Raw genomic sequence first — 24,701 nt, forward strand, 5'->3', positions numbered from 1 at the left:
AATAGCAATATAGGTGCCACTCCAGGAGTGTCAACATTTACCTGGATATTAGACAGGATAATGCACCTAATGGCAGCATCTCTCTAGAGACTGCACCATCACGCTTCTATACCAATAAGGATTGGTTTAATGATCGAGGCCTACATTCGTGATAATCAGCTCACGGCCGGGCAAGCGCTGCCACCCGAACGCGTGCTGGCTGAACAGTTAGGTATCAGCCGGGCGAAGCTGCGCGCCGAACTGGCGCGTGTGGAGGTGGCCGGTTTGATTTGGCGAGGGGTTGGCCGCGGCACTTACGTAGGGGGGCGGCCGGAGAAATTCAGCCCGTCCCTGCAGGGCCTGAAGGTGGGCACCAGCCCATCGGACATCGCAGAGATGCGCCTGATGGTAGAGCCCTCCTTGGCAGGCCTTGCGGCACTCAAAGCAACCCCTGAAGACCTGACCGAATTGATGCGCTTTGCAAAGATGGGCAGCGCCGCAATGTCAGACACTGACTGGAAGCTCTACGACCACAACTTCCATCTGCTGATTGCCAAGGCGACCCGTAACCCGGCGATCGTCGCGCTGGTCGAGCTCATCAACAGCGTGCGCGCCAAGCCTCATTTCCGGAAAACCACCCTGTCGGAGGCAGACCGCAGGTATTTTGGCAAACAGCATCAAGCGATTGCGCAGGCCATTGCGTCACGTGACGCGGAGCGCGCCACCGAGGCACTCAGGGAGCACCTGACAGGGGTTCGGCAGCGCGGGTAACGCAATGGGCCTTGATGTGCGCCAGTACGGCTTCGGTCTGCTCGATAAAACCGAACGACCCACTGCGCTCCAAAAACACTAGCGTTATGCCTGGCGCCTGGAAACCCATTTGCAGATCGGGGTACAGGGCACGGTCATGACGCCCGGCCAACACCTTCACGGGCATCGCAAGCTTACCCAGCAACGGCCTGAAGTCAGGGATTGCCAGCAACTGCCCGCCAATGTCGAAATCCACGTCAGCGCCACAGAATAGCGGATACAGCGCCGTATTACGCGCGCCCGGTTCGGTGAACAGCCGTTTGGCATTGTCGGGCGCGTAGAACCTGACGAGCGTAGCCGCTTCACCGAATAACGCCTGCATATCGGCTGAGGTAGACACCTGCCCCGCGTCGCGCAATGCGAGGATCTGCCCCCATACCTGTGGCAACTGGTGGGCAATGACGTGGTTAATGTGTTCATGGTTTTTTTGCCACATCCCAGGGCTATACAGCGTGTTGCAAAGTAATAGCGTCAGCACCTGATGAGGTGCGTGCAACGCTACCTGCAGGCTGATCAAGCCACCATAGGAAAATCCGAACAGGTGAGCGCCCTCTGGGCACAGAAGCTCGATCAGCGCTATGACATCGCGCACATCCTCTTCAAAGGTGATACCTGACAGATCATCTGGCGTATCAGAACGCCCACGCCCGTACAGGTCCACATAGATCACCCGAAAGTGGTTATGCAGGGCGTCGAAGTGCGGGTGAAAGATGGCATGAGAGCCGGCCGGGCCCAGCCCTGAGAGGAGCATCAACGGCTCCCCTGCCCCCGCCTCCTCGACCCATAGACGCTTCGCTCGGACGCTATGCAGTGCACCTGGCGCATGGGGGCTATGGGGTATCATGCAACCCCCTGCGCCAGGTGCTCGAACACCTCGGCTTCAGCGTGACGGACCGCCTGTATATCAGTACTCAGTTGCTGCAGATCGTCATGGGCCAGCACCACAAATCCAAGGGCCAGGGTGGCGAATAAATCCTGCGTGGCGGGGACCCGCTGGTGGTCCCGCACCTGGATACTGGCATCGACATAGCCAGGCAACGCTGCCAGCCTGTGTAACTTGCTGACATCGCGCACTACAGAGGGTGCCAAGGCTCGGAAAAACACCACCGACATACGCTTGCGTAGGGTGAAGCGTAGCGGTGGAACGATGCCTTGGGCGAAGTACCGGGTGGCTCGGTGGACCTGGCTGTCACCGGTTGCGAGGTAACACAACCGTGGATGCCCGCCTCCGTGAGGCCTGGCGCCCAGCTCAATCAAACGCGGCCCGTTTTCAGTCTGCATGATCTCAATGTGGGCATTGCCCCACTCGATACCCAAGGCATCCAGCACCTGTGCGGCGTAAGCGGCCAGCGGTTCAACCACCGCGTCATCGGGGCTTACCCAATCCATCCGGTCATAGATGGCCATGCCGTGGGCATTCGCCAGCTTGGTGTACTTGCACAGGCTGCAAAGAGTGTGCACGCCGCCATGGCTAAAGGTATCCACCACGTACTCGGTGCCCTCCAGGTATTCCTGGACCACCACCCGGTCATTAATGATGCCAAGGCGATTCGGCTTATTAAGTAGCTGTTTGAACGCAGCCTGAAGGCTGTGGGCAGGGCTTATTTTGCTCACCCCGTCCGTGCTTGCGCTCTTTGGTGGCTTGACGACCAGATGCTTATTTGCCAGACCCTGTTCCAGGCGCCACCGCTCCACCTCGACAAAGTCACTGGTGCAAATTTGCTTCATCATCGGTACGCCGGCCGCGACCACGGCGGCGGCCATGAGGCCTTTATCACGCCTGGCGCCTGCGAGCTGTGTAGCGTTCGAGGTCGCAGGTACAAGCATCGGCGTGAGGCGCTCGGCAAGCTCCACGCCCGACTCACATCCCGTCAGCACACAAAGAGGCGCGTAGGCCTGCAGCTCCTTGACCAGGGATTGCAGACCCGAAGCGGTTGCCACCCGCACCATGAAAAAATCTTCCGGCTTATAGGACGCCGCATACACCTCTGGAGGTTCGGCGCTGGACAATACCGCAATAAGCCGAACGCCTGACAACGCGAATTGGGCAGCGAACAGATTGCCGGACGAATAGGGATCGACGATCACCGCGAAGCGGCCACCGGAGGAAATCATGCGGCCACCCTGGTCATTTCGCCGACCTTCGAACAAAAACGCGTCCAGGCGTCCTCCACGGTAGGGCTCAGTGCGCGTGCGCGAATCGCGGCATGGACCATGCCCGGCTCTATCACCAGCTCTACCTCAATGCCCTGACGCTGCAACGCCTGCGCATACAATTGTGCATCAATGGCCAGAGAGTCCTTCTCGGCGCCCATGACATAGGCTTTGGGAAGCCTGCTGAAATCGCCCGCGATCAGCGGAGAGATGTAAGGCTGGGAGGCAGTGTCTGGATCTGGCGCGTAGCACGCCGTATAGAACTCCATCTCCCCGCCGGTGAGTAACGGCGCGTCAGCGCCACCGTGGCGCCACCGGGTGAAGTCCAGAACCGGGCTGATCAGCGCCTGCCCCGCGAGCACAGGGCCATTGCGATCACGCGCCATCATCGAGACGACTACCGCCATGTTGCCGCCTGAGCTGTCGCCCGCGACGATGATACTTCGGGGGTCGATGCCTAAAGCGGCTGCGTGTTCACTGGCATACATCAAGGCCTGGTAGCAGTCTTCCAGCGCGACGGGAAACGGGTGCTCCGGCGCCAGCCTGAAATCCACGGCCATGACTTTTACCCCGGCCTTGGACGCGATTTCCGCCGAGACCGAGTGGTGGGTGTCGAGTGACCCCAAGACAAATCCACCGCCGCGAATATAGAGCACAAGCCCATCACTTGCGATGCGGGTGGGCTCATACAACCTGAAACGCAAGGGGGCGCCGTTGTGAATCACGGTCTGCTCTTCCCAACGCACATCCGTCGGCACTTCGTAGGGGAACTCAACGATCAGGCTCTGATAGAGACGGCGCTGTTCATGCACCTCATACGTAAAGAAATCAGCGGGCATAATGGCGTTGCAACGGTCGACGAACTCTTCGATACCAGGGGCATAGGTCATAAAGGCGGCTCCAGTCAGCTAGGTGATGAGTCAGGCGCAAAACGTATTTCCGGCCTGCGCAGGTCTGCCAGGATTCCGCGACGAATCAGCGGTAACAGGCACAACGCGGTACCTACCCCACCCACCCAGAGGGTCCATTCAAGCCCGGCGACCTTGATGATCAACGATGTCATGAGGCTGCCAAGGGGAATCGCGCCCCAGATCATGAAGCGCTGTACCGAGTTGACCCGGCCTAGCAGTGGCAGCGGCGTCTCGGTCTGCCGCAACGTCAACGACGTAGGGCCAAAGACGCCCTCGCCTAACCCATGCAGCACGCTGGCGGCAATGAGCCCAACGACTGATCCGGACGCACCGAACACTGCGATCAGGAACAGCCCACTGACCGAGGTAGCAGCCGCCAGTACCAACGTGCGCGACACGCCCAAGGCATTCATCAACCTGGCGGCGATAAGGTTGGCAATAGGGAAACCTGCGGCGGCTGCGCCTATCACGATGCCAATGGCACTGGGTGAAAGCAGCAGAACGTCCTTGCAATACAGCACCAGGCTGGTTTCGATGACGGTTAGAAACAACACATACACCGCGCCACAGAAAAACACCGGCTCAAGCTTGGGATGAGAAAATACAAACCTGAGCCCAGCCTTTATATCGTCCATGATTGAGGTTGGGCCCGTGCTGTGCGCCGTGCTTTCACGGGACGCCTGCTGGTCGCGGATCAGGCCGAGCGTGATGGCCGATACCAGGAACGAGCCTCCATTCAAGAGGATGGCGATCGGCGGGCCGAACACCGCTATTAACGGCCCGGCCGCCACTGGCCCTAAGGTGCGGGCGATGGACTCCGAGAAAAACAGCTTTGCATTACCTTTTTGCAGATCAGACGTTGCCGAGTAAATCTCTGGCAGGAAGGAGTTGTACGCCACCTGGAAGAACACGGTCGCAATCCCTGCGGCAAGGATGAAGCCCATGAGCACAGCGAAGGTCAGCATCCCGCTCATCGCCAGTAACGCAACTGCGGCGTACACGCCCATTTGCACCAGATCAGCCAGGATCATCGTCTTGCGCTTGGGCAGCCTGTCGACCAGCGCACCTACTGGGAGGCCAAACGCCAAAAAGGGTATGAACATCAGAAACGGCAGGAGCACGGCTTGGGCCGGCGTCGCCCCTATTACCTGCACTGCAAGAAACGGAAGCGCGATTACCAGGAATTGATTGCCCATTAAGCTAGAGGACTGCCCAGACCACAGCAGATTGAAATTTCTATGGGCGGCCTTTGGCAGCGGCGTGTTGGGTTCAGCGTCCATACAGCGTCTCCTTGTAAACGAAAGCGAGGCCGCCTGACCAAGGCCAGACGGCAAGCACCTCAACTGGCAATGGTGTTCAACGTCCTGGCCGTCAAGTGCTGGCCAAACTTCACCCCATCACAGCTCAGCGACACCGGGAGGTGATAGTCCCGCGACTTCCTGACGTTGAGCGGGGTATCGAACAGCTGGACGGCTTGCATCCAGTGCGAACGAACGTTATGGGGGTCATTGGAAAGGCAATTGTCGTCTTTAAGGAACAGGTCAAACCAGAACACAATGCCGTGTGCGAGGGCATTGGCGTTTGCAGTAAAGGTCAATTCACGCTGTGAATCAAAGGAAAAACTGCTCTCAAAGCGCGCGCTGTAAAACTCGATTCTGTTGCTCACAAGTTGATGCGGCCATGTTTGTAGCCTTACCGGAAAGTACCCCGCCGTTCTAAACTTGTTGAAGGCGCTGACATCCAGCCCAAAAATATCGTCATAGACGTAATTCAGGTTAGCGACCGCCTGGCTGGACAATAAACATGCATGAAGCCTAACAGCTTCCGGAATGATGATAGCCTGCGGGCTCATCAACTCCCGCTTGGCATGAGTGAGTGCGTGGCCAAACCCTTCGCCAAAAAAACCGCAATCAACTGTTTCCGAGATCAGGGCGTCCATGTTTCGTGGTACATCCTGGCCTGGGGCGAGGTCAGTTGACAGTTTATTGATGACAGTGATCCGGTGGTCCAGCCCGTTTGCGCGGATAATCTCCTGCGCTTTGGCTGCCACCAGTGAATTAGATTCACAGCTATACACGTGTTTGGCCCCCTTGCGCGCGATAAGCATGGCCAGAAGGCCTGAGCCAGTACCAATATCGAGAACCGTTTTATCGCTAAAATCCGTGGCCACAATCGAGTCGTAAAAGGCTTGATTACGCTGCCGATCGTTGAGCATGGAAAAGTGCCAACGTGGAATGCTGCTAACCAAGGGGCTGGGTACGGTAATGGCATTCGCTTCAAAGACAGCTTCGTTGTTGTTACTCAACATGCTATATCTCCAGTTTGGGCATCATGACCAGTTCAAGCGACGTTTATCAGACGTTTTGTATAAGGCGCTCAAAATCCCGTAGCCCTACCCAAACCGTGTTAGCGTTTTCTACGAAGGGTAAATCCAGATAGCGTATTCGGCACGTCTTGGTCTTTTTTCCATGCCACGGGCATATGATGGAGCCCATGTCTTCACTGCCATGCGTCAATGGCCCTCCTCGGTGGGCACAGGTCATATCTCTAAATAGTATTTGCCCGTCTTCCCCCCGTAACATTTGAATGTATTTGATCGTTGTTTTGATCACTGGCGTGGTATCTGATCTATCAAAGGCTATAAGTCGCATAGTGGCGATAATCCCCGATAGAGAGAATTCGATATTTGCAAAAATCAGACAATACCAATGCGCCATGCAATCTGTTTTTTGCAATCACGACACAGTCGCCAGGTGAAAGGTCGCTGAAACAATCGGGGCCGTGGCAAAACCTCAGCAGGCCTTCATCGACGATACAAAATTCATCGCCATCATGTACGTGAGGTACAGACAATTCGCCTTTTGGTTCATTGAGGTGAGCCACTGGAATGTTTTCGATGTTCGAGAGCACTGCGGATTTGATGTCCATGGCCAGCTGTCGGTACTGAGGGCGCTTGTCCATCCAGGTGAGCTGCGCGCACAGGTCTTCTTCCATGATGCCTTGCAGAAGGCAACTCATCTCGATGCCCCTGACGAATTCTGGATAAACGCAGGCTCCATATTTATCTGCCAACGGGAGCAGGATTTCATTAAGTGTCATCGAGCCATGGAAGCCATCGATGTGTACGTGCTCCGTGTAATACCGTGCATCTGCCTCTGGAAAGTGTTTGAGCAGCAGGTGCTTGACCCTTGCGCAGTAGGGCCCGAAAGCGTTTTCTGCGTAAGTAATGGCACCGACATACTCAAAGAAACACTCAGGGTTCCGAGTCAGCTTGTGAAAGTAGTTGTTATTCAGTAGAGAGGACGTGAGGTAGTAATTCCAATACGCATGGGAATTATCGAGTAGCCCGATGGATTTCAGGGTCTGTTTGAAGAGCGTGCTGTGTTTGACAGCATGTTTCCCATAGCCAAATTCATCAAGCAGTACCCGGAAGACTGCAGACTGAACCTCGCCATAATCGCCTTTGGCAAACCGTGCCATGTGTGACGACTCAGGAAGAAAGTCTACCGCGTGTTGCATCAGTAGCAAGGGCACCAACAATTTAGGGTCGCTCGCGCCATCAATGAGTGCAAGTGAGTCATCTGGCGCTTCGCTGGAAGGCTCAAGCCTGGTTGCAAGAAAACGCTTGAATAAATCTTGCGTCCATTCGCCTCCAACGTTTACTTCTCTTTCGATACAGCCAAGCACTCTGTCTTGCAGCGGTGGAATAAGCGCATCTGACAAAGCCCGCTGGGTGTTGCTGTAAGCGCTTTTCAAGCCTTCCACAATGTTTGTCGAGGACGCTGGCAGATAGAGGAAATCTTGTTCGTATAAAGCCGTAAGGGTTCTATTCATCGTCAGTGATGAATAGTCAAAAAGCGTTTCTCGCGTGACGCTATCAAACGTGGTGTAGGGAAAGGCCTGGGGTCGAAGGGGGCGTTTCCACACATTTTCTGCTTCCGTCCAGTCCTCCCCATCGTGGTAGATCTCTAGTTCACCTAGCTGCGCCATATTCCGCTCAACGTCTTTCTTCAACCACGCGTCCATTGCACGACTCCCAGATAATGAGATTTAGCCGATTGACCTGAAGACTCATAACGTGCCTGACAATCCCCCAAACCTTTTGGCAGGATTAGCCTTGCCCCGCACGTATTCACTACCTGGGCAGCGAGTGCAACAGCGGGCGGTGGATTAAACTATTGCTTAATAGCGATTAAGAAAACCCTGTTTCTTGCTCTGATATTTTAAAAAGTTAAATTTTAATTGGCGATATTTCTAAGGCGCTCTATGCTCTACGGCGCGGGCTTACAGGTTTTATTTGTCTGTAATGCGTTTGATTTTGATGCTGATAAAATCCATTGTCTGTAGTACGCGGGCAGGCACCTGCTACATGGGCGATAGCCTGCGGCACGCGCTGCCTGCATATCCAAGAAGAACACTCGATACTGTGTGTAGCCCCCTTTTTTCAGGGCAAGCAATGCAGCCGGGCAGTCCAGGCGACCAAAAATCTTGCTTTTGCTATGCCCGCCAAACTGGCCAGGCGCCTCACTGAGTACGAACTCGCCTGTCGCCTTCAGCAATGTCCACTGCTTCGCCTCTCTCAAGGGGCTGCTTCGATCAGTTCTTTTTCGCACTGGAGCAATTTGCGCTTGCGCTCAACCCCCCAGCGATAACCGGACAACGACCCGTCACTGCGGACCACGCGGTGACACGGGATCGCGACAGCCAGCTTATTCGCCCCGCACGCATTGGCGACTGCTCGGGTAGCACTCGGCATGCCGATGCGGGCCGCGATTTCGGTATAGGTGGCCGTCGCCCCAACGGGGATGTCCCTGAGCGCCTGCCAGACGCGCTCTTGGAAAACTGTACCTCGTATATCTAGGGGCAGTGATAGCCCAATAGCCGGGCACTCTACAAACCCTACTACCGTAGCCACCAGTCGCTCGAACTCGGCATCTCCGCCAATCAGGTTGCCGTTGGGAAACCGGTCCTGGAAGTGCTCGACCAATACGTGAGGGTCATCACCCAGCGAAATCGCGCAGATACCCCGAGCGCTGGTGGCGACCAGGATCGACCCCAGCGAACTTTCCCCCAAGGCAAACTTGATGTCCACGTTGGCGCCGCCTGCCCGGTATTGAGCAGGTTTCATCCCGAGCATTTTGTGCGAGGCTTCATAAAAGCGGCTGTTGGAGTTGTATCCGGCTTCATAGAGCGCATCGGTGATGGTGCCACTGAGTGCCAGTTGATCTGTTACGCGCGTCCGTAACGAGGCAACGCTGTAGGCTTTAGGCGTCAGCCCTGTGAGCTTTTTGAAAATGCGGTGAAAGTGGAAGCTGCTCAGCCCTACTTTAGCGGCCAGGTCGGTAAGGCAGGGTACCGCGTCGGACGTATCGATAAGCCTACAGGCTTCGGCCACCGTGGCCGCGTGCTTTTGGGCAACCACCGCTGGCGTGCTGTTATGGCGCTTGGAGGGCCGAAAGCCCGCCCTTTCTGCTTCTTGTGCGGTCTCGAAGAACACGACGTTTTCAGGCCTTGGCAGCTTAGTGGGGCTAAACGGCGTGCAATACACGCCGGTGGTGAGTACGCCATACACAAAGTTGAGGTCAGCGTCTGCGAGGCGCCCTACCAATACCTGCCAGCGGGGGTCGTCTTCAGCTTTGGGGCCGCTGTCGCTGGCCTGGGGTTTGACGCTATTCATGGCACCGTCCCTTTGTCGTTTTCGCAAGCTTATCGCTGTGCTCGCGGCTTGAAACTCCAAGTCTTGCTTTCATATCCATAAACGCTCGCGATTCGATTATCCAACCGCGCTACATCGATCACTGGGCGTCGTGAAATATGACCCCTAGTGTGTACCGGTCTCCTGACAATACCTGGCTCACCCCGTGACGCGTGTTCACGCCATAGAACCCTCGCGCGCTTTTTACGGGCCTTCGATTGACCGCAAAGAGCACTGCATCGCCTTGGCTCAATGGCACCACGTGCGCTCTGGACTGCATACGCGGCCGTTGCTCGGTGAGTATGAACTCTCCCCCGGTGAACTCAGCAGCGGGCGCACTGAGCAATACCGCCATCTGCAGTGGGAAACACACCTCGCCATATAGGTCTCTATGCAGGCAGTTATAGTCTCCCGGGCCATAACGCAGCAGCAAGGGCGTCGGCCGCATCTGGTTAGCCTGGTGGCAGTGGCTTAAAAACGTGTCGTGACGCTCAGGGTAGCGTGTGTCGACGCCAAGCCGTTCGTTCCAGGTGTTGGCCAAGGGGGCGAGTTGGGCGTAGAAATGGGACCTTAGCCTTGCGATGAGGGCGGGCAACGGATAGGCAAAGTACTTGTACTCCCCTGCCCCGAATCCGTGACGGTTCATGTCGATGCAGGCACGGAATGCCCCCTGCTCTCCGTACCCCTCCCTCAGGGCGAGGCAAGCTTGCAGGGGCAGCAAGCCTTTCAGCAGGGTGAATCCTTTGGCGTCCAATTCAGCGAAGTGTTCGCTCCAGTGCTCGGCGTCAAGCTTTGAATCCAACGCGAGATCGTTCATCGGTGTGCCTAGGGCTGTAGGTCAAGCCACCGTATCCTGCCCTAGGAACGAATTCCTCCCGTTTATTGCTAATACATTTGAGATCATCCGACGACTAACCATCCAGGCCGGCGGCTCGGCGCAAGGTGATGCACGTCAACTCTGAGGGGCGCCCCAACCTGATCGCAAAACCGGGCCAGAGCGCGGTACCGTTGTTGACGTAGAGCTGCATGCCGTTAACGTGGTAGAGGCCAGACACGAAGCCTGCGTTGGCTGACGCCACCACCCGGTCCAGGCCCAGGATCATGCCGCCATGGGTGTGGCCAGAGAGTTGCAGCGCAACGCCGCGTTTAGCGGTGAGCCGAGCGTCTCTCGGCTGGTGGTCGAGCAGAACGACCGGGGCCCCCTCAGGTACGCCGCTGAGGGCCTGCTCAAGGTCAGGTGGCGCCAAGCCGGTGCGCGGCGCGGAGAGGTCAGTCACCCCCGCCACGGCCAAGGTAGCGCCCCCCCGGTTCACCAACCGGTGCGCGTTTTCCAACGGCACCATGCCCAGGCCCTCGAAATGGCGCATCCAGGCGGCCCCGTCAAAGAAATACTCATGATTGCCGGGAATCACGTACACCCCATCAGGGGCCTGTAAAGCGCGTAATGGCTCTACTGCCGACGCCCGATGGAGGATCGAGCCGTCAATCAGATCGCCTGTGACCACGATCATGTCAACACCCAGTGCATTGGCGCGCGTCACCACCGACTCGGTCCACGCCCTGTCAAACAGCCGGCTGATGTGCAGGTCGGTGAGCTGCACGATCTGGTAACCCTCGAATTGCGCGGGCAGGTGGTTGATCCTGATATCGATGTTTTTCACTGGCGGCACGCGTATCGCCTGCTGCACCCCCACGGCAGCCAGCAGCATGGCAGCCACGCCAATGCCATAGCGTAGGCCGGTGGGGACGGTCAGCAGTTGCTGGCGCACCAGTATGGTCAATAAGGTCCCTGCATCTACCGCAATCTGCAGTACCGCGAGCAGCAGAATGGCACCGAAGGCCCAATTGAGAAAAATCAACAGCGGCCGTGGAAGCTCCGGTGACGACACGCTGCCTGAGGAAAGCCGTGCATACAGGTGATATTGCGAACCGAGCAACAGGGCTACGGCCGCCACCAGTTTGGCGGACAACGGCCACGGCATAGGCCCTATGTAACACAGGACGACGTAGAGGCACGGCAGGCTAAACATTACGTGGAACATCGCTTGCTCCTTTAAATGCAAGGGTATGTCAGGGCCATGTGGGCATACGCCATGGCCCTACCGAGGAGCAGCCTTTAGCCGCCATTCACTACAACGCATAACGCCGACAATGTTCCAGATACCCTTGCTCATGGCTCCCGACCAATTGCACCACACTGGACCACAGCCAGGAAGGCGCGTCCAAGGTGCGCGAACGATTGGTCTGAAGGTCGCGAATCCACGCCGCACGGGTCTCCACGTCCATCTGCCGCGCATGGGCCATTCCCACCACTTTGGCCAGGTAGCCTGCTGCCTGAATGGCTTCGGGCTGGGTAAGCTGATCGAGCTCAAGCTTCATGTCTTGGGGCAACAATTCACGAACGAAAAACGCGTGACCGTGCATGCGGGTAGCAATCATGCGCCCGCCAAGGCCTGGCGACAGGTGCCGGGCGCCCTCCACTACCCGCCTGCCGTTGTCACGCGGCATGCCTGCCCTGGCGGTGCGGGGTGCCGCAGCCGCAACGGCCTCTTTGATATCCAGCAGGCAGTACTCCTGTTCATCGTCGTCGCCCACGCCGACCAGTACCGCGTAACGCAACAAGCCCAGGGAGCTGCAACCCTTTACCCAGTAGGCTGAGTCCAGTAACTCCACCCGGTCGCTGGGCGAGCGGCCTTTGAGCGAGGTGACCAAGGTGTGAATCTCCGGTGTGAGGCACAGCGCTTTGATTCCCTCGCGCTCAGCCTTGGACAGCCCCCAGAAGTGCTTGCCCAGTGGAATGGTCGGCCGCATGTCGCCCATGCGCTCTTCGGCCAGGTGCTTCCAGGTGCGCTGAACCGCACTGCGCATCCCGGCTTTTACCTGTGTCGGGCGCGCCGGCTCTTCATCGCCGCCATGCTCGAACGCCTGTTCGTAGCCTTGCATCATTTCTTCGAGCATCCGCGGCGTGGTCACGCCGGGTAAGTCAGACCCGCGCGCTGCGGTGGCCAAGGACAACCCTAGCCTGACCAAGTCGTGGGCAGGGTTGCCAACCACGGTCTGGTCGAGGTCGCGGATATGGATATCGATCCGCCCTTTCGAGTCCCCAGTAGGCCCCAGGTTACCCGCGTGGCAGTCACCGCAAATCCATACCGGCGGGCCGCTTGGTAGGCGACGGCCCGTCTGGCTGTTGAGCCACTCATAAAACTGTGCGGTATTACCCCTAACGTAGGCATGGGCAGACCTTGCCATCTTGAGGTTGCGCAGTTGAGTAAGTGATTGCAGGCGAGCGCTAGGGCGAGGGGTTTTCATAGAGAAACCTGAAAAAGAGGTATCACATGGACCCGCTTCGCTGTGTGAATGTTTCAAGACATTTCAGAAACAGGAGGCGTTGATAAGTCCTACTCAACACCCCAGCACCTGCACGGCCTCGGTCAAGGAATCGGCCACCACATCCCAGTCCTGCTCGGGCTCCACGTCCGTGACCTGCCCAGGGCCGTGCTCGGTAGGCCTGCGTATGAACACCGTGCGCATGCCCAGGCCGCGTGCGGCCTTGAGGTCTTGGTTGTGCGCCGCGACCAAGGCCGTGCGCTCGGGCGTAAGGCCCACGGCTGCGATGGTACGCAAGTAGGTCTGCGGTTGGGGCTTGTAGCTCTGGCTAAGCTCGGCGCCGCCGATCATGTCCCACGGCAAGCTGGCATGGCGGGCGAGGTGCATCATCCCTGCGATATGACCATTGGACAGTGGCCCGAGCGCAAAGCGGGTTTTGAGCCGGGTCAGCCCTTCCACGGTGTCTGGCCAGGGGGCCAGCCGCTGCCAGGCTGTGTTGAGTGCGTCCAACGCCTCGCCGGGAATACAGGCGGTGTCTATACCTCGGCTCACCAGTAAGGTCTCAAGGCTTTCTCGGTTCAATACATCCAGCGTCACGAACGGCCGCCGGCCCTCCCGTATGGGCGCCATGGAGGGCTGGTACAGCGAGCGCCATTCGTCTGCGAACGTGAATGGATCAATGTCGAGGCGGTACTGACGCAAGAACGGCTCGGCGATTTTGGCCACACTGGTTCGCCAATCCACCAGGGTGCCAAACACATCAAATCCAAGAAAGCCTACCTGCTCAAAGCCTGACTTCATACGGAGCCTGCACCCTTACGCCGATGGGGGCTATGGCAGGTGAGTGTCGAGAAATGCGCCAATAGCCGGGATGATCACATTGCCATGGGTTTCCAGAGCAAAGTGGCCAGTGTCGTAGAAACGAATGTCCGCAGCCGGTATATCTCGCGCCCAGGCCTCGGCGCCTGCCGGCAGGAAGAACGGATCGTTTTTCCCCCAGACCGCCAACAACGGCGGCTGAAAGGCCCGAAAATAGCCCTGGAGTGCAGGGTACATTTCCACATTAGAGGCATAGTCCAACACCAGGTCAAGCTGGATGTCCGCATTGCCGGGGCGGCTTACGTGAAGCCCTTCCAGCGTGTAGGCCTCGGGTGCCACCAACGGAACCGGTGAGCAGCACCAAGATGGCCTGGTCGATGACGATAGCGTCGTGAATTGGCTTAACACAGCAGGTGTTTTGGCCGCGGATGCTGAGCACATAAGCCCACCTGGCTTGATTGCGCTGGCTCGCCAGCTGCGTGCCTGCGCCAGGGCCGCAGTAGGTACGCGCGTCGATAACGCACCGCCCCCAGACCTTGCCGTGGTGAACCACATTCTGGAGGCCGGGCCGATCAGCGCCCTGGCGTGGGACACGCAGACAAAAGCGTTTTATGTGAAAACGGGGCGGCGTAACTACAGTGCGGCCAGCCTCTTGCAGCCCGTGGCGCAGTCACTGGTCGACCTGCTCACGTGCGAGCAGGTGCAGTATGTGCGCCAATGCGAAGCTCATGACTGCGTGCTCTGGTTCAACGACCTGACCAAGTCGCATCGCAGGCGCTGGTGCAGTATGGCTACCTGTGGAAACCGCATGAAGGTGGCGGCGTTCCGATCCAGAAAAAAGGCCGATCAGCTTTAGACGCTACCTGATGCCCTGCAACTACCGTCAGCCCTCACACACCCGTGGCGCCGGCGTGGGTGCCAACCAGGGGCGTAACACGCTGATCAGCCCAACCAGCGCCATGCCTGCACCTACCCACAAGGGCGCACGCAGGCCATACCCGGCGTCTACAGCCTCACCGCCGGCCCAACTACCCAGCGCCAGGCCTGCGGTAATCACCGAGGTGTGCAGCGTGTTAACCAGCGCACCCGGTTCGGCGGCCTTCATCACCCTCGCCACCATGGCGGGGTTGAGTGCAACGCCGGTGAGCCCGACACTGATGAAGCACAGCAGGTTCAGCCAACGGTGCTGGCCCGCCAGTGCAAAGCCCACCAGCGCCAGCACCAGCAAGCCCAGGCCCCAGCCCAGCGCTGGTAGCGTATGGCGGTCAGCGATGCGGCCTATCACGGTATTGCCCACCAGGTTGGCCACGCCATACAAGGCCAGCAACGGGGCGATGTAACTTGGCAAAATGCCAACTTCTTCCAACAGGATCGGTGTGATGTAGCTAAATGCTGCAAAGGTTGACCCGATAATCAGGCCACTGGTGAGGTAGGCGGCCCAGAGGCTGCGGTTTTTCAATGCGTTCAGTTGCCCCTGTAACCCGGGTTGCTGCTCTGCGTGACCATGGGGCAGTTTAATGGCAACCATCAGGGTGCAGACCAGCGACAGCACCACCACCGACCAGGCGCTGGGCCGCCAGCCGAAGCTGTGCTCGATCCAGGTGGTCATGGGAACACCGGCCACCGGGGACAACATCAGGCCGGCCAGCACCACCGAGACGGCTTTGCCCCGCGCCTCCGGCGCCACGAGCCCTGCGCAGATAGTCATGCACAAGCCGATACAGGCGGCACTGGCGATGCCCATCGCCACTCGCGCGACGAGCAGTACGTCATAACTGGGCGCTGCCGCCGCCAGTGCCCCTGCCACCACGTACACACCTAATAGGCCGATCAACGCTCGCTTGGTACTGATGCCACGGGCAATCAACAGCATGGTAACGGGCGGCCCACCCAAGGCCATGCCCAGCGCATAAAAGGCAATCAGGTTGCCCACCTGGGCAAGGCTCACGCCGAAGGCTTGCGCCAGGGCGGGCATGATGCCGGCCACCATGAACTCCGCCGTCACCAGGGTGAAGATGGTCAACCCTAGGAGATAGACGGTGGGTGGCAGTGTAGAGCGGTTGGTCATCGTGGTCTCAAGTATGAAAACGGCTGGCCACCCTAGGGATATAGGCAGGGATAGTCAAACCAATGGGGTGTATTGCTGCTGGGTTTCATGGTCAGATGCCACGCCCATACCGCCTCTCGCTTAACAAAGGTCACGCCATGCTTATTGTGTTCAGCGGCTTGCCCGGTACGGGCAAAACTACCCTGGCCCGTGAACTCGCCACGCGGACACGTGCAGTGTACGTGCGCCTCGACACCATCGAGCAAGCGATTCGGGACTCGGGCGCATTTGGGCTACACGACGTAGGGCGCAGTGGTTATTTCGTTGCCAACGGGCTGGCGCTCGGTAACCTGCAGTTGGGCGCCACGGTGATTGTAGATTGCGTCAACCCGGTAGCTGAAAGCCGGAACGCCTGGGCAGACGTGGCGCTGCGGGCGGGCACACGCTTACTTGATATCCAGATCATCTGCTCGGATAGGCGTGAACATCAGCGCAGGGTCGAGTGTCGGGCGACTGATATCCCTGGCCTCTTGCCCCCCTCATGGAGCGCTGTGCTCAACCATGACTATGAGCCGTGGGCTGAAGCGCCATGGACGCTCGATACCGCCCTGGTATCACCTGCCCATGCCGTAGCGATGATTAGCGACCGATTGCGCGTGATGGGCGCCGACATTAGTGAGGCCTGACGCCCGCTTCTCAATACCGGCATAATGCACCCCTTCATCATTTTGTTACTGCATTATTCATGAAAACCTACCTGCTCGCTGCCTTCGTCTCTTTCGTGTCTTTTTCGGCCTTTGCCGAGCCTCCTGCAACCTTTGCGGAGGCCAAGGTGATTGCTAAACAAGCCGTGTATTACGATCAGGGCAACAGCACCCTGGGTGAGTTGTATTGTGGCTGCCAGTGGACGTGGGTCGGTAAATCGGGCGGGCGGATCGATGCGCAGTCCTGTGGCCTGAAGACGCGCACGCAGGCGAACCGCGCGCAGCGTACCGAGTGGGAGCATATTGTGCCGGCCTGGACGTTTGGTCAGCAGCGGCAGTGCTGGCAACGGGGTGGGCGTGACTACTGTGAAAGCGATGACCCGGTGTTCCAGGCCATGGAAGCAGACCTGTTCAACCTCTACCCCTCCGTAGGTGAAGTGAACGGCGACCGTAGCAACCTTAACTACGGTGTGGCCGTTGGGGTGGCGCCGCAATATGGTCAGTGCAAGACCAAAGTAGACTTCCACCAACGGGTGGCCGAGCCCCGTGACGAGGTAAAAGGCCTGGTTGCACGTACCACCTTTTACATGTTCGACCGCTACAAGCTCAACCTCTCCCGCCAGCAAGAGCAGCTGCTCATGGGGTGGAGCGCACAGTTCCCGGTCACGCCTTGGGAGCGCGAACGCAACACGCGGATTGCCGCCATCATGGGCCACCCCAACCCCTTCGTGACCGGTGAGCGCACGTGGGTAAAGGGTTATATTCCCGTAGGTGACGGTGTGGTCAGCCCGATTCCCTCCCCGGCCTCCACTCCTGCCCCGGCTACAGCCAGCACTAACGCCAACGCGCAGCCCAGCGACGCCTCCACTGGGGCGATCATTGGCAACCTTAATAGCCACGTGTATCACCTGCCTGTTGGCTGCCCGAGCTACGCCAAGGTGGCCAACAAAAACCGTATCACCTTCCACTCCGAACGCGACGCGCTGGCGGCAGGCTACCGCAAAGCCGGTAATTGCGGTCGGTAGTGCTGGTATCATGCCGGCCCTTTTAATACGCGAGCGCCCATGTTCACCCTAAGCTACCTCGTTACCCCACCCTCTGAAGCCATGGCCAGCCAGGTACAACGGCTGGCCATGGACCACCTCACCGTGCTGAGCAGCGTCGCGCTGGCGCCGAGCAATCGGTTGTACCCGCTGTACCAATATGGCCTGGGCCTTGAAGTACACCAGTACCTTCAGGCTATGGGCAGCGATGAGCACCTGACGGTCGAGTGCGTACTGGCGCTGGATAAGCAAGAGGCCAGCACGGTGTTGGGCTTCGCCCTTCTACTCCCCGCCCCAGGCGCCACTGGCGCGAGCGAAGTGCTGTACCTCGCGGTGCTGCCCCGCCATCGACGTCATGGCATCGGCCAAGCGCTCCTGGCTGAAGTGGGCGCGCGTTATCCCCATACCGAGGTGGCGTGCGCGATCAGCGTGGCGGGTTGGTTTCAGGCACAGGGCTGGCATTTGGTGGGGGCAGTTGGCCCTCAGGTCGTGATGAGCACTCGGCAGGTGCGCACCCCGGTGCAAAGCACCCGCCTGGACACAGCGCGGATCTATCAGACTCTGGAAGTGCAGCAGATCCATACCTACTTGCTCAACCAGCACGGGCGCAAGGCCATGGTAGAGGCCGAGAAGCAGCGCGACTATCGCCTCGACCAATTGGAGCGCCAGGCGCAACGGCTGCTCACATCACGCCCCTAGTTTGCTGATACGCACGCTCCGTTTTATCGCTTAACGCTCCGCATCAAGCGTCTCATCAACAACGTTGGAAAAATGGAACCGCCCATCCCGCATGACGACTCAGCAAGCTAACTGCACTGACTGAAAGGCCCGATATGGATGGCGTTGCACGCGGCACCCCCTCTTATGCGACTAACGCTCAAACAACACCCTTGCGGCCCAACATCGAGGGTTCAACGCCGTTGCTGAATGGACAGGTTGCCGATACTTCTTCGATGAATTGGCTCGTCAATAGCCATGACCCTCAACTGGGTGCGTGTATTCATAAGGAAATAAGCGAGGGCCGCCTACAGACACAACAAGCATCCGCCAGCCGCGCTGACTACCATATTGCCTTGACGAGAGCCGACGGAACCCGCGCCCCGGTGCTGTTGAACTTTCATTCAGTACCGGGCAGCAGTGACCTGCACCTGGCTGCCGTGACGTTTGGTGAAAACATGGTATGGCGGCGGCCTGTGAACAGTACCGCTGTCAACGTACAACATCCTGCAAAGGGCGCGGCACCTGATGCATTGATGTGGTATCTGCATCAGCAAATGGGTGCCCACCAGGTAGCAGCGCAGTCGCTACGCCACGACCATCCGCTGAAACAACAATTGGAAGAAAAGTCTGAGCTGTACCGCCAGCGCTTCTCCGCCACGGCGGGTGTGCAGCAAAAAATTCAGCGGCTTTTGCGGCTCCAATCTCAATGGGGCGCGCAGCTCAATCAGCCAGGGGTGTCGCGTGAGGGCATTGGCCAACAATTGCAAATCATTGATCAGCAGTTGAAGGCGGAAACGATAAATTTCCAGGTTGCCTTCGCCAACTTAAGCCACCGCCCGGTCAATGATCAGGACCGCGCGCCCTTCAGGGAGCTTGGGCGGCTGCACGCCGAGTTGTTTAGAGGTGGGCCGATTGAATGTGTGCCTGAAGGCAGCAACGTGTCGGCCAAAAACGTGAGGGATGTCGACATGGACGAGTTCGATGTCATCAATTCGAAAGACGGCTGTCAAGGCATTGGTACCAGCGGCCTGGGGCCCTGCATTGCGGTCTGTGCAAGAGGCATGGATAAAGAAGGGCTTCCGGTGCTGGGTGTGTCCCACCACAGTGGGATCGGTTTACCAGAGGAAACGATGGCTACGCTCGACCGGGCGATGCGTGACAAAGGTGCTGTGCGCATCAGGTACTGTCTGGTAGGTGGCAGGATCATGCCCAAAGAGGAAGAGGCTGGCAGCTATGCCGACGAGCAAAGCTTTTTGGCATTGAAAGGCAGTTATTCAATCGAAGGCGTGCGCTTGCATGTGTCCGAAGGCGAAGAGGACGCGCATACCGGCGAGGACAACAGTGTCAATGTTCTGCTGATGCCTAACCGGGTTCTGTACGGTCGCGACACACTCTACCGCTGAGAGATAGAAGCTCTTGTTACACCTGCATCGAACTGTGCCCTTGGTTGCAGAACGGCGAAACAAGGGGTTAGAGGTGCCGCCAGATTTCGCTCACAGCCGGAACTGACCCTGCTACAGAACAGGCTATCACTCGGGTAATACCGGGTCTTGCCAGCGTTCCCAGACGCTGGGCCCCATGGCCATTTCTGCGTCGGTCAGCAGGCAGTGGTCAAGCATGGCGGTTAGCGAATCGGGCTGCATGCCCATGCCGATTAGCACTAATTCCTGGCGGGCGTCGCCCACATTGGCCTGCCACAGCGCCTCGATAGCCGCCACCTCGGCAAGGTCCTCAGGCCATTGCTCGCGGGGCACCGCCACCCACCAAAGGCCGGCTGGCTCGCGGCGGCAGATCGCGCCTGCCTGGGACCAGCCGTATGCCTCGGCGGGATGATTGGCGATCCATATGAAGCCCTTCGAGCGTACCACGCCCGGCCAGCCTTCATTCACCGCGGTATAGAAGCGTACCGGGTGGAACGGCCGGCGAGCCCGGTACACGAAGCTGGCAATGCCGTAGGCTTCGGCTTCAGGTAGGTGCTCGCCGCGCAGTTCCTGTAGCCAACCCGGTGCGCTGGCAGCCTGGTCGAAGTCGAACAGGCCGGTGTTCAGTACTTTCGATAAGGCCACTTGGCCAAATTCGGCCAACTCGATCCGGGCCCGGGGGTTCAGCCGGGTTAGCAGGGTGCACAGTTGGTGTTGCTGCTCAGGGCTTATCAGGTCCAGCTTGTTCACCAGGATCACGTCGCAGAATTCCACCTGCTCGATCAGCAGGTCCACCACGCTGCGGGTGTCCTCTTCCCCCAGTGATTCGCCGCGTTGGGCAATACTGTCTTCGCTGCTGTAGTCACGCAGAAAGTTAAAGGCATCGACCACCGTTACTAGCGTGTCCAGGCGGGCGAAAGCCGACAGCGAAACGCCCTCCTCGTCGGTGAAGGTGAAGGTTTCTGCCACCGGCAGAGGTTCTGAAATGCCCGTGGATTCGATCACCAGCTGATCGAAACGATGTTCTTTAGCCAGCCGCGCGACCTCGATCAGCAGGTCCTCGCGCAGCGTGCAACAAATGCAGCCATTGCTCATTTCCACGAGTGTTTCGTCCGTGCGCGACAACGCCGCTCCGCCACCACGCACCAGAGCTGCATCGATGTTGACCTCGGACATGTCGTTGACAATCACCGCCACCCGCCGCCCCTCACGGTTAGTCAGAATGTGGTTGAGGAGTGTGGTTTTCCCTGCACCGAGAAACCCCGAGAGCACGGTGACGGGCAGGCGTGTAAGGCCCTCTGTGGGCGTAATAGCAAGGCTGTTCATGGAGGCTCCAGCAGGCGGAAAAGCGATAAGCTCAAATGTTATATTATAACAAATAATAACGACAGCCTTTTCTCGCGCGGCTTGTCTCACTTACAGTCCGTGCCTAAGTTGCGGCCTTTAAGGTCACCGGGGGTTGAGGGCAGATACCGGTCATCGGCGCACACCCACCGGGCGTTCAATCTTGAAGCCCTGCCTCGCTCAAAGCTTCACGGCCACTGTTTGAAGGACATCGTTATGGAATACGTAAAGCTGGGCACTACCGGCCTGGACATCTCGCAACTGTGCTTGGGTTGCATGACCTTTGGCGATCCCGCCTCCGGCACTCACCCCTGGACCCTGGATGAAGCCGCCAGCCGCCCGATCATTCGTCGCGCGGTAGAGCACGGCATCAATTTTTTCGACACGGCTAATAGCTATTCGGCAGGCACTTCGGAAGTGATCGTGGGCAAGCTGCTCAAAGCGTTCACGCGCCGCGAAGACACCGTGATCGCCACCAAGGTGTTCTACCCGCCGAACATGGGCAACGGCACCACAAAGCCCAATGAGCAAGGGTTATCGCGTAAGGCAATCATGCAGGCAATCGATGCCAGCCTGACCCGCCTGGGCGTTGACTACGTTGACCTCTACCAGATCCACCGCTGGGACTACCACACCCCCATCGAAGAGACCATGGAAGCGTTGCACGACGTCGTCAAGGCCGGTAAAGCTCGCTACCTCGGCGCGTCCTCCATGGCGGCGTGGCAGTTCGCGAAGGCACAACAGGTCGCGGCAGACCATGGGTGGAGCCGCTTCGTGTCCATGCAGAACTTCGTCAACCTGCTGTACCGGGAAGAAGAACGGGAAATGATCCCGCTGTGCCTGGACCAGGGGGTGGGGCTGATGCCCTGGAGCCCCTTGGCCCGTGGTCGGCTTACTCGCCCTCGGGGCGAGGAAACCGAGCGCACCCGCACCGACCTCTCCGGCAAGTCGTTCTTCAAGGGGCATGAAGACGAAGACGGTCAGGTGATCGACGTGGTGCAGCAGATCGCTCAAGAGCGAGGCCTGCCCATGGCGCAAATCGCCCTGGCCTGGGTACTGGCCAAGCGCGGCGTATCGGCGCCTATCGTAGGGGCCTCGAAAGTGCCGCAACTGGACGATGCCGTTGCAGCCCTGCAGGTACGCCTTAGTGACGATGACATCGCACGCCTGGAGGCCCCATACGTGCCTCACCCGATCAGTGGCTTTAGCTAAGCCCTTGGGTTACTGGCGCGCAATCGTCGGGAGGCCTGCGACCTATCGGCCTCCCGCTTTACTTAGAGGGCAATCATACCTTCGATGCAGGTAATCGACTCACCGCCCACCGTAATGACGTTGTCTTCAATGCCCAACCGGATCTGGCCAGCCCGGCCCAGCCGAATGCCCTGGCTGGCCTGCAGTGATGCACCCAAGGTCGTGGTTTGCCCTGTGTGGCGAATGAAGGCGGCCATTGCACCATTGCCGCTGCCGCACACAGGGTCCTCATTGATGCCGCAGGCTGGCGCATAGGCTCGTACCTCTACTGCAGCAGGGCTGCCTGTGGGGTAGGCACCGAAGATCAGCACCCCGGTGGCGTTGACCTCAAGGGTCAAGGCCTTGATTGCGACCAAGTCGGGTTCATTAGCCAGTACCTGCTCGGCGTTGCTCATTTGCGCCACCAGCCAGCGAGGCCCTACCGCCACTACTGCAGGTTGAAAGGCAGGCAGCACGGGCGTACCCAGCGCTGTTGTCAATGCGGCCAATTGAGCCTCCGTTACCAACGTGAAGTGAGGCTGCGGTAATTGAAGGGCGATGTGAGGCTGGTGGGCCGTGCCGGTGATCGTTAGCCGTACCAGGCCCGCCTCGCACTCCTGAATCAGCTCGCCCTCATGGGCCTGTACCAGGCCACTTTCCAGCAAGGCGTGGGCACTGCCCAAGGTAGGATGCCCGGCGAAGGGCAGTTCGGCATTCGGGGTAAAGATGCGAAGGCGGTAACTGGCCGAAGGCTGAGTGGGCGGCAGCACGAAGGTGGTTTCTGAGAGGTTGGTCCAGTTGGCGATCTGCTGCATCTGCAGGTCGCTCAACCCTTGCGCATCCATAATCACTGCCACCGGGTTGCCCTTGTAACGCTGGGCAGTGAATACGTCTACCTGCTTGAATTTAACCGTTGTCATTGAGGCCTCCAGGTTGCCAACACGGGCCTGAAGTGTGCCACTGCACCTGCCACACGCACAGGTTCAGTTGGAATGGGGGTCGCCCGTACAGTTTTGCAACCCCCTATCCACTGGCTACTGCTAGCGGCCTACACCCGGTGCGGGGTCGGCGCGGCAGCCTCCAAATCGTCCTCCCCGTGCAGCGAAATCCGCGAGGTTTCCGGCAATGCCAGACCCCCGGCCATGGCCAGCACGGCAATGATCACAAGGTAGAAGGCCGGCGCCAGGTTACTGCCCGTCGAGCCAATCAGCCAAGTGGCCATCAGCGGCGCGGTGCCACCGAAGATCGTATAGGCCATGTTGTAGGTAATGGCCGAGGCGGTGTAACGAGTACGCGTGGGAAAGGTTTCAGATAGCAGCGCGGCGGTTACCACCCCACACAGCAGCGCACCGACGGCAAGCAACAAGACGCCGCAAATGGCCTGCCCTACCTGCCCTGAACTGGCCAGCCAATACGCGGGGAACACCGTGACCATCACCCACAGGCAGGTAAAGCCTATGGTTTTGCGGCGGCCGACCTTATCTGAAAACGCGCCTGCTATCGGGCACGCCCCGGCGGCAAACAGCAGCGCTACGGTAGACACCGCCAGCGCCTGGGCGCGGGTCAGGTGCCCGACCACTTGCAGGTACGTGGCGAAGTAGGTAGTGAACATATAGAACGACAGCGCTGTCAGCGAGATGAAGGCGCCCAGGCAGCACATGGCCGCCCCGTGGTTACGCAGGGTGTCTTTGAGTGGGGAGTGCGTCTGAACCACGGTTTGGGCCTGGGCAGCTTTGAACGCCGGGGTTTCCTCCATGCGCCAACGAAGGATCAGCCCGATAATGCCCAAGGGGGCAGCCGCCAGGAAAGGCACGCGCCAGCCCCAACTGGCCATCGCCTCGGGTGACAGGCTGGCTTCCAGTACATAAGCCAGCACGGCGGCCACGGCAAAGGCCGAGAACGTGGACACGGGAATGAAACTGCCATACCACGCGCGCTTGTGTCGCGGGCAATGCTCCATCAGATAGGCCACGGCACCGGCATATTCTCCACCGGCCGAGAACCCTTGTACGCAACGGGCCAGGGTTAGCAGCACAGGCGCCATGATGCCGATGGTGGCATACGTGGGTAACAGGCCAATCACCGTGGTGGAGCACGCCATCATCAGGATCGTCAGCGACAGGATGCGCTTGCGGCCCAGCCGGTCCCCCAGGGCACCGAACACCACGCCGCCCAGCGGGCGCAAGGCAAAGGCCACCGCGAATATCGCAAAGGTTTTCAACAATGCCACGCTGGCGCTGTTGCTAGCGAAGAACTGGTTGGCAATGAGCGTTGCCAGAAAGCCGTACACTGCAAAATCAAACCATTCCACAAAGTTGCCAACAGCAGCGGCAGCGATGACTTTACGTAGGGTGGCGGGTGGCACCTGTTCGAGGGTATGCGTAGCCATGGGCAAACTCCGGACATGTTAGCCCCAGAGCGTATAGGTCATTGGCGTGTGGCCCTGTGCGAAAAGCGCCCCTTACGTACTCAGGAACGCTCTGTTTCGCACCTTTGG

Annotated in this window: 24 protein-coding genes and 1 pseudogene; 7 read left to right on the forward strand and 18 right to left on the reverse strand. The window is 58.8% G+C overall.

The genetic code is table 11. The annotated features are described in order from the left end of the window. Nucleotides 1-129: 129 nt before the first annotated feature. A complete protein-coding gene (locus tag AC4LE2_RS10000) occupies nucleotides 130-750 on the forward strand; it encodes a FadR/GntR family transcriptional regulator (RefSeq protein ID WP_491825607.1) in 621 nt (206 codons plus the stop codon). Here AC4LE2_RS10000 and AC4LE2_RS10005 read toward each other — a convergent pair. The 14 genes and pseudogenes from AC4LE2_RS10005 to AC4LE2_RS10070 all read right to left on the reverse strand — a co-directional run. Next, nucleotides 713-1,633: an alpha/beta fold hydrolase gene (locus tag AC4LE2_RS10005; RefSeq protein WP_491825608.1), complete on the reverse strand. Its 921-nt coding sequence runs from the start codon at nucleotides 1,631-1,633 to the stop codon at nucleotides 713-715. The two genes, AC4LE2_RS10000 and AC4LE2_RS10005, sit on opposite strands and share 38 nt — an antisense overlap. Next, nucleotides 1,630-2,904, reverse strand: coding sequence for an ATP-grasp domain-containing protein (locus AC4LE2_RS10010; protein ID WP_491825609.1), 1,275 nt, complete (start codon nucleotides 2,902-2,904; stop codon nucleotides 1,630-1,632). The genes AC4LE2_RS10005 and AC4LE2_RS10010 overlap by 4 nt, the downstream gene beginning before the upstream one ends. Continuing rightward, on the reverse strand, nucleotides 2,901-3,833 hold the full coding sequence (locus AC4LE2_RS10015; protein ID WP_491825610.1) for an alpha/beta hydrolase: 933 nt from the start codon (nucleotides 3,831-3,833) through the stop codon (nucleotides 2,901-2,903). Before AC4LE2_RS10015 ends, AC4LE2_RS10010 begins: the two co-directional genes overlap by 4 nt. A gap of 14 nt (nucleotides 3,834-3,847) precedes the next feature. Continuing rightward, complete coding sequence (locus AC4LE2_RS10020) at nucleotides 3,848-5,134, reverse strand: MFS transporter (RefSeq protein ID WP_491825611.1); 1,287 nt, start codon at nucleotides 5,132-5,134, stop codon at nucleotides 3,848-3,850. A 59-nt stretch (nucleotides 5,135-5,193) separates the two neighbouring features. Then, the gene (locus AC4LE2_RS10025) at nucleotides 5,194-6,162 is read right to left on the reverse strand and encodes a class I SAM-dependent methyltransferase (protein WP_491825612.1); all 969 of its coding nucleotides are present in this window, start codon (nucleotides 6,160-6,162) and stop codon (nucleotides 5,194-5,196) included. 46 nt (nucleotides 6,163-6,208) lie between these two features. After that, a complete protein-coding gene (locus AC4LE2_RS10030) occupies nucleotides 6,209-6,571 on the reverse strand; it encodes a Rieske 2Fe-2S domain-containing protein (RefSeq protein ID WP_491825613.1) in 363 nt (120 codons plus the stop codon). Then, nucleotides 6,486-7,880 carry an iron-containing redox enzyme family protein gene (locus AC4LE2_RS10035; RefSeq protein WP_491825614.1) on the reverse strand — a complete coding sequence of 465 codons (1,395 nt, stop codon included), beginning with the start codon at nucleotides 7,878-7,880 and terminating at the stop codon, nucleotides 6,486-6,488. The genes AC4LE2_RS10030 and AC4LE2_RS10035 overlap by 86 nt, the downstream gene beginning before the upstream one ends. Before the next feature lie 245 nt (nucleotides 7,881-8,125). Next, on the reverse strand, nucleotides 8,126-8,467 hold the full coding sequence (locus tag AC4LE2_RS10040) for an Ada metal-binding domain-containing protein (RefSeq protein ID WP_491825615.1): 342 nt from the start codon (nucleotides 8,465-8,467) through the stop codon (nucleotides 8,126-8,128). Continuing rightward, a complete protein-coding gene (gene ada / locus AC4LE2_RS10045; protein ID WP_491825616.1) occupies nucleotides 8,434-9,531 on the reverse strand; it encodes a bifunctional DNA-binding transcriptional regulator/O6-methylguanine-DNA methyltransferase Ada in 1,098 nt (365 codons plus the stop codon). The genes AC4LE2_RS10040 and ada overlap by 34 nt, the downstream gene beginning before the upstream one ends. Before the next feature lie 118 nt (nucleotides 9,532-9,649). Continuing rightward, on the reverse strand, nucleotides 9,650-10,366 hold the full coding sequence (locus tag AC4LE2_RS10050) for a 2OG-Fe(II) oxygenase (RefSeq protein WP_491825617.1): 717 nt from the start codon (nucleotides 10,364-10,366) through the stop codon (nucleotides 9,650-9,652). A 94-nt stretch (nucleotides 10,367-10,460) separates the two neighbouring features. After that, a complete protein-coding gene (locus tag AC4LE2_RS10055; RefSeq protein ID WP_491825618.1) occupies nucleotides 10,461-11,591 on the reverse strand; it encodes a metallophosphoesterase in 1,131 nt (376 codons plus the stop codon). Between the two features lie 88 nt (nucleotides 11,592-11,679). Then, complete coding sequence (locus AC4LE2_RS10060) at nucleotides 11,680-12,858, reverse strand: DUF2252 domain-containing protein (RefSeq protein WP_491825619.1); 1,179 nt, start codon at nucleotides 12,856-12,858, stop codon at nucleotides 11,680-11,682. A 93-nt stretch (nucleotides 12,859-12,951) separates the two neighbouring features. Continuing rightward, on the reverse strand, nucleotides 12,952-13,677 hold the full coding sequence (locus AC4LE2_RS10065; protein WP_491825620.1) for a haloacid dehalogenase type II: 726 nt from the start codon (nucleotides 13,675-13,677) through the stop codon (nucleotides 12,952-12,954). A gap of 30 nt (nucleotides 13,678-13,707) precedes the next feature. Continuing rightward, nucleotides 13,708-14,034, reverse strand: a pseudogene (locus AC4LE2_RS10070) (alpha/beta fold hydrolase); the annotation flags it as partial. 52 nt (nucleotides 14,035-14,086) lie between these two features. Here AC4LE2_RS10070 and AC4LE2_RS10075 point away from each other — a divergent pair. Beyond that, the gene (locus AC4LE2_RS10075) at nucleotides 14,087-14,551 is read left to right on the forward strand and encodes a CGNR zinc finger domain-containing protein (RefSeq protein WP_491825621.1); all 465 of its coding nucleotides are present in this window, start codon (nucleotides 14,087-14,089) and stop codon (nucleotides 14,549-14,551) included. Nucleotides 14,552-14,578: 27 nt separating this feature from the next. Here AC4LE2_RS10075 and AC4LE2_RS10080 read toward each other — a convergent pair whose 3' ends face one another. Next, nucleotides 14,579-15,763, reverse strand: a complete 1,185-nt coding sequence (locus tag AC4LE2_RS10080; RefSeq protein ID WP_491825622.1) for an MFS transporter — start codon at nucleotides 15,761-15,763, stop codon at nucleotides 14,579-14,581. 137 nt (nucleotides 15,764-15,900) lie between these two features. Between AC4LE2_RS10080 and AC4LE2_RS10085 the strand changes: the two genes are divergently transcribed. From AC4LE2_RS10085 to xopAK, 4 genes are all read left to right on the forward strand, one after another. Further along, nucleotides 15,901-16,428, forward strand: coding sequence for a P-loop nucleotide/nucleoside kinase family protein (locus AC4LE2_RS10085; RefSeq protein ID WP_491825623.1), 528 nt, complete (start codon nucleotides 15,901-15,903; stop codon nucleotides 16,426-16,428). A gap of 59 nt (nucleotides 16,429-16,487) precedes the next feature. Next, complete coding sequence (locus tag AC4LE2_RS10090; protein WP_491825624.1) at nucleotides 16,488-17,471, forward strand: endonuclease; 984 nt, start codon at nucleotides 16,488-16,490, stop codon at nucleotides 17,469-17,471. A gap of 39 nt (nucleotides 17,472-17,510) precedes the next feature. After that, the gene (locus AC4LE2_RS10095; protein ID WP_491825625.1) at nucleotides 17,511-18,188 is read left to right on the forward strand and encodes a GNAT family N-acetyltransferase; all 678 of its coding nucleotides are present in this window, start codon (nucleotides 17,511-17,513) and stop codon (nucleotides 18,186-18,188) included. Between the two features lie 254 nt (nucleotides 18,189-18,442). Next, a complete protein-coding gene (xopAK, locus tag AC4LE2_RS10100) occupies nucleotides 18,443-19,612 on the forward strand; it encodes a XopAK family type III secretion system effector (protein ID WP_491825626.1) in 1,170 nt (389 codons plus the stop codon). Nucleotides 19,613-19,738: 126 nt separating this feature from the next. Here the strand turns inward: xopAK and zigA are convergent, their stop codons facing one another. Beyond that, complete coding sequence (gene zigA, locus AC4LE2_RS10105) at nucleotides 19,739-20,956, reverse strand: zinc metallochaperone GTPase ZigA (RefSeq protein WP_491825627.1); 1,218 nt, start codon at nucleotides 20,954-20,956, stop codon at nucleotides 19,739-19,741. A gap of 234 nt (nucleotides 20,957-21,190) precedes the next feature. On the opposite strand from zigA, the gene AC4LE2_RS10110 reads away from it, so the two are divergent. Further along, on the forward strand, nucleotides 21,191-22,186 hold the full coding sequence (locus AC4LE2_RS10110) for an aldo/keto reductase (protein ID WP_491825628.1): 996 nt from the start codon (nucleotides 21,191-21,193) through the stop codon (nucleotides 22,184-22,186). A 62-nt stretch (nucleotides 22,187-22,248) separates the two neighbouring features. Here AC4LE2_RS10110 and AC4LE2_RS10115 read toward each other — a convergent pair whose 3' ends face one another. Continuing rightward, nucleotides 22,249-23,124: a PhzF family phenazine biosynthesis protein gene (locus AC4LE2_RS10115; protein ID WP_491825629.1), complete on the reverse strand. Its 876-nt coding sequence runs from the start codon at nucleotides 23,122-23,124 to the stop codon at nucleotides 22,249-22,251. A gap of 128 nt (nucleotides 23,125-23,252) precedes the next feature. After that, nucleotides 23,253-24,593: an MFS transporter gene (locus AC4LE2_RS10120; RefSeq protein WP_491825630.1), complete on the reverse strand. Its 1,341-nt coding sequence runs from the start codon at nucleotides 24,591-24,593 to the stop codon at nucleotides 23,253-23,255. Nucleotides 24,594-24,701 lie beyond the last annotated feature (108 nt).

The organism is Pseudomonas sp. 9.3L (genome assembly GCF_058536285.1).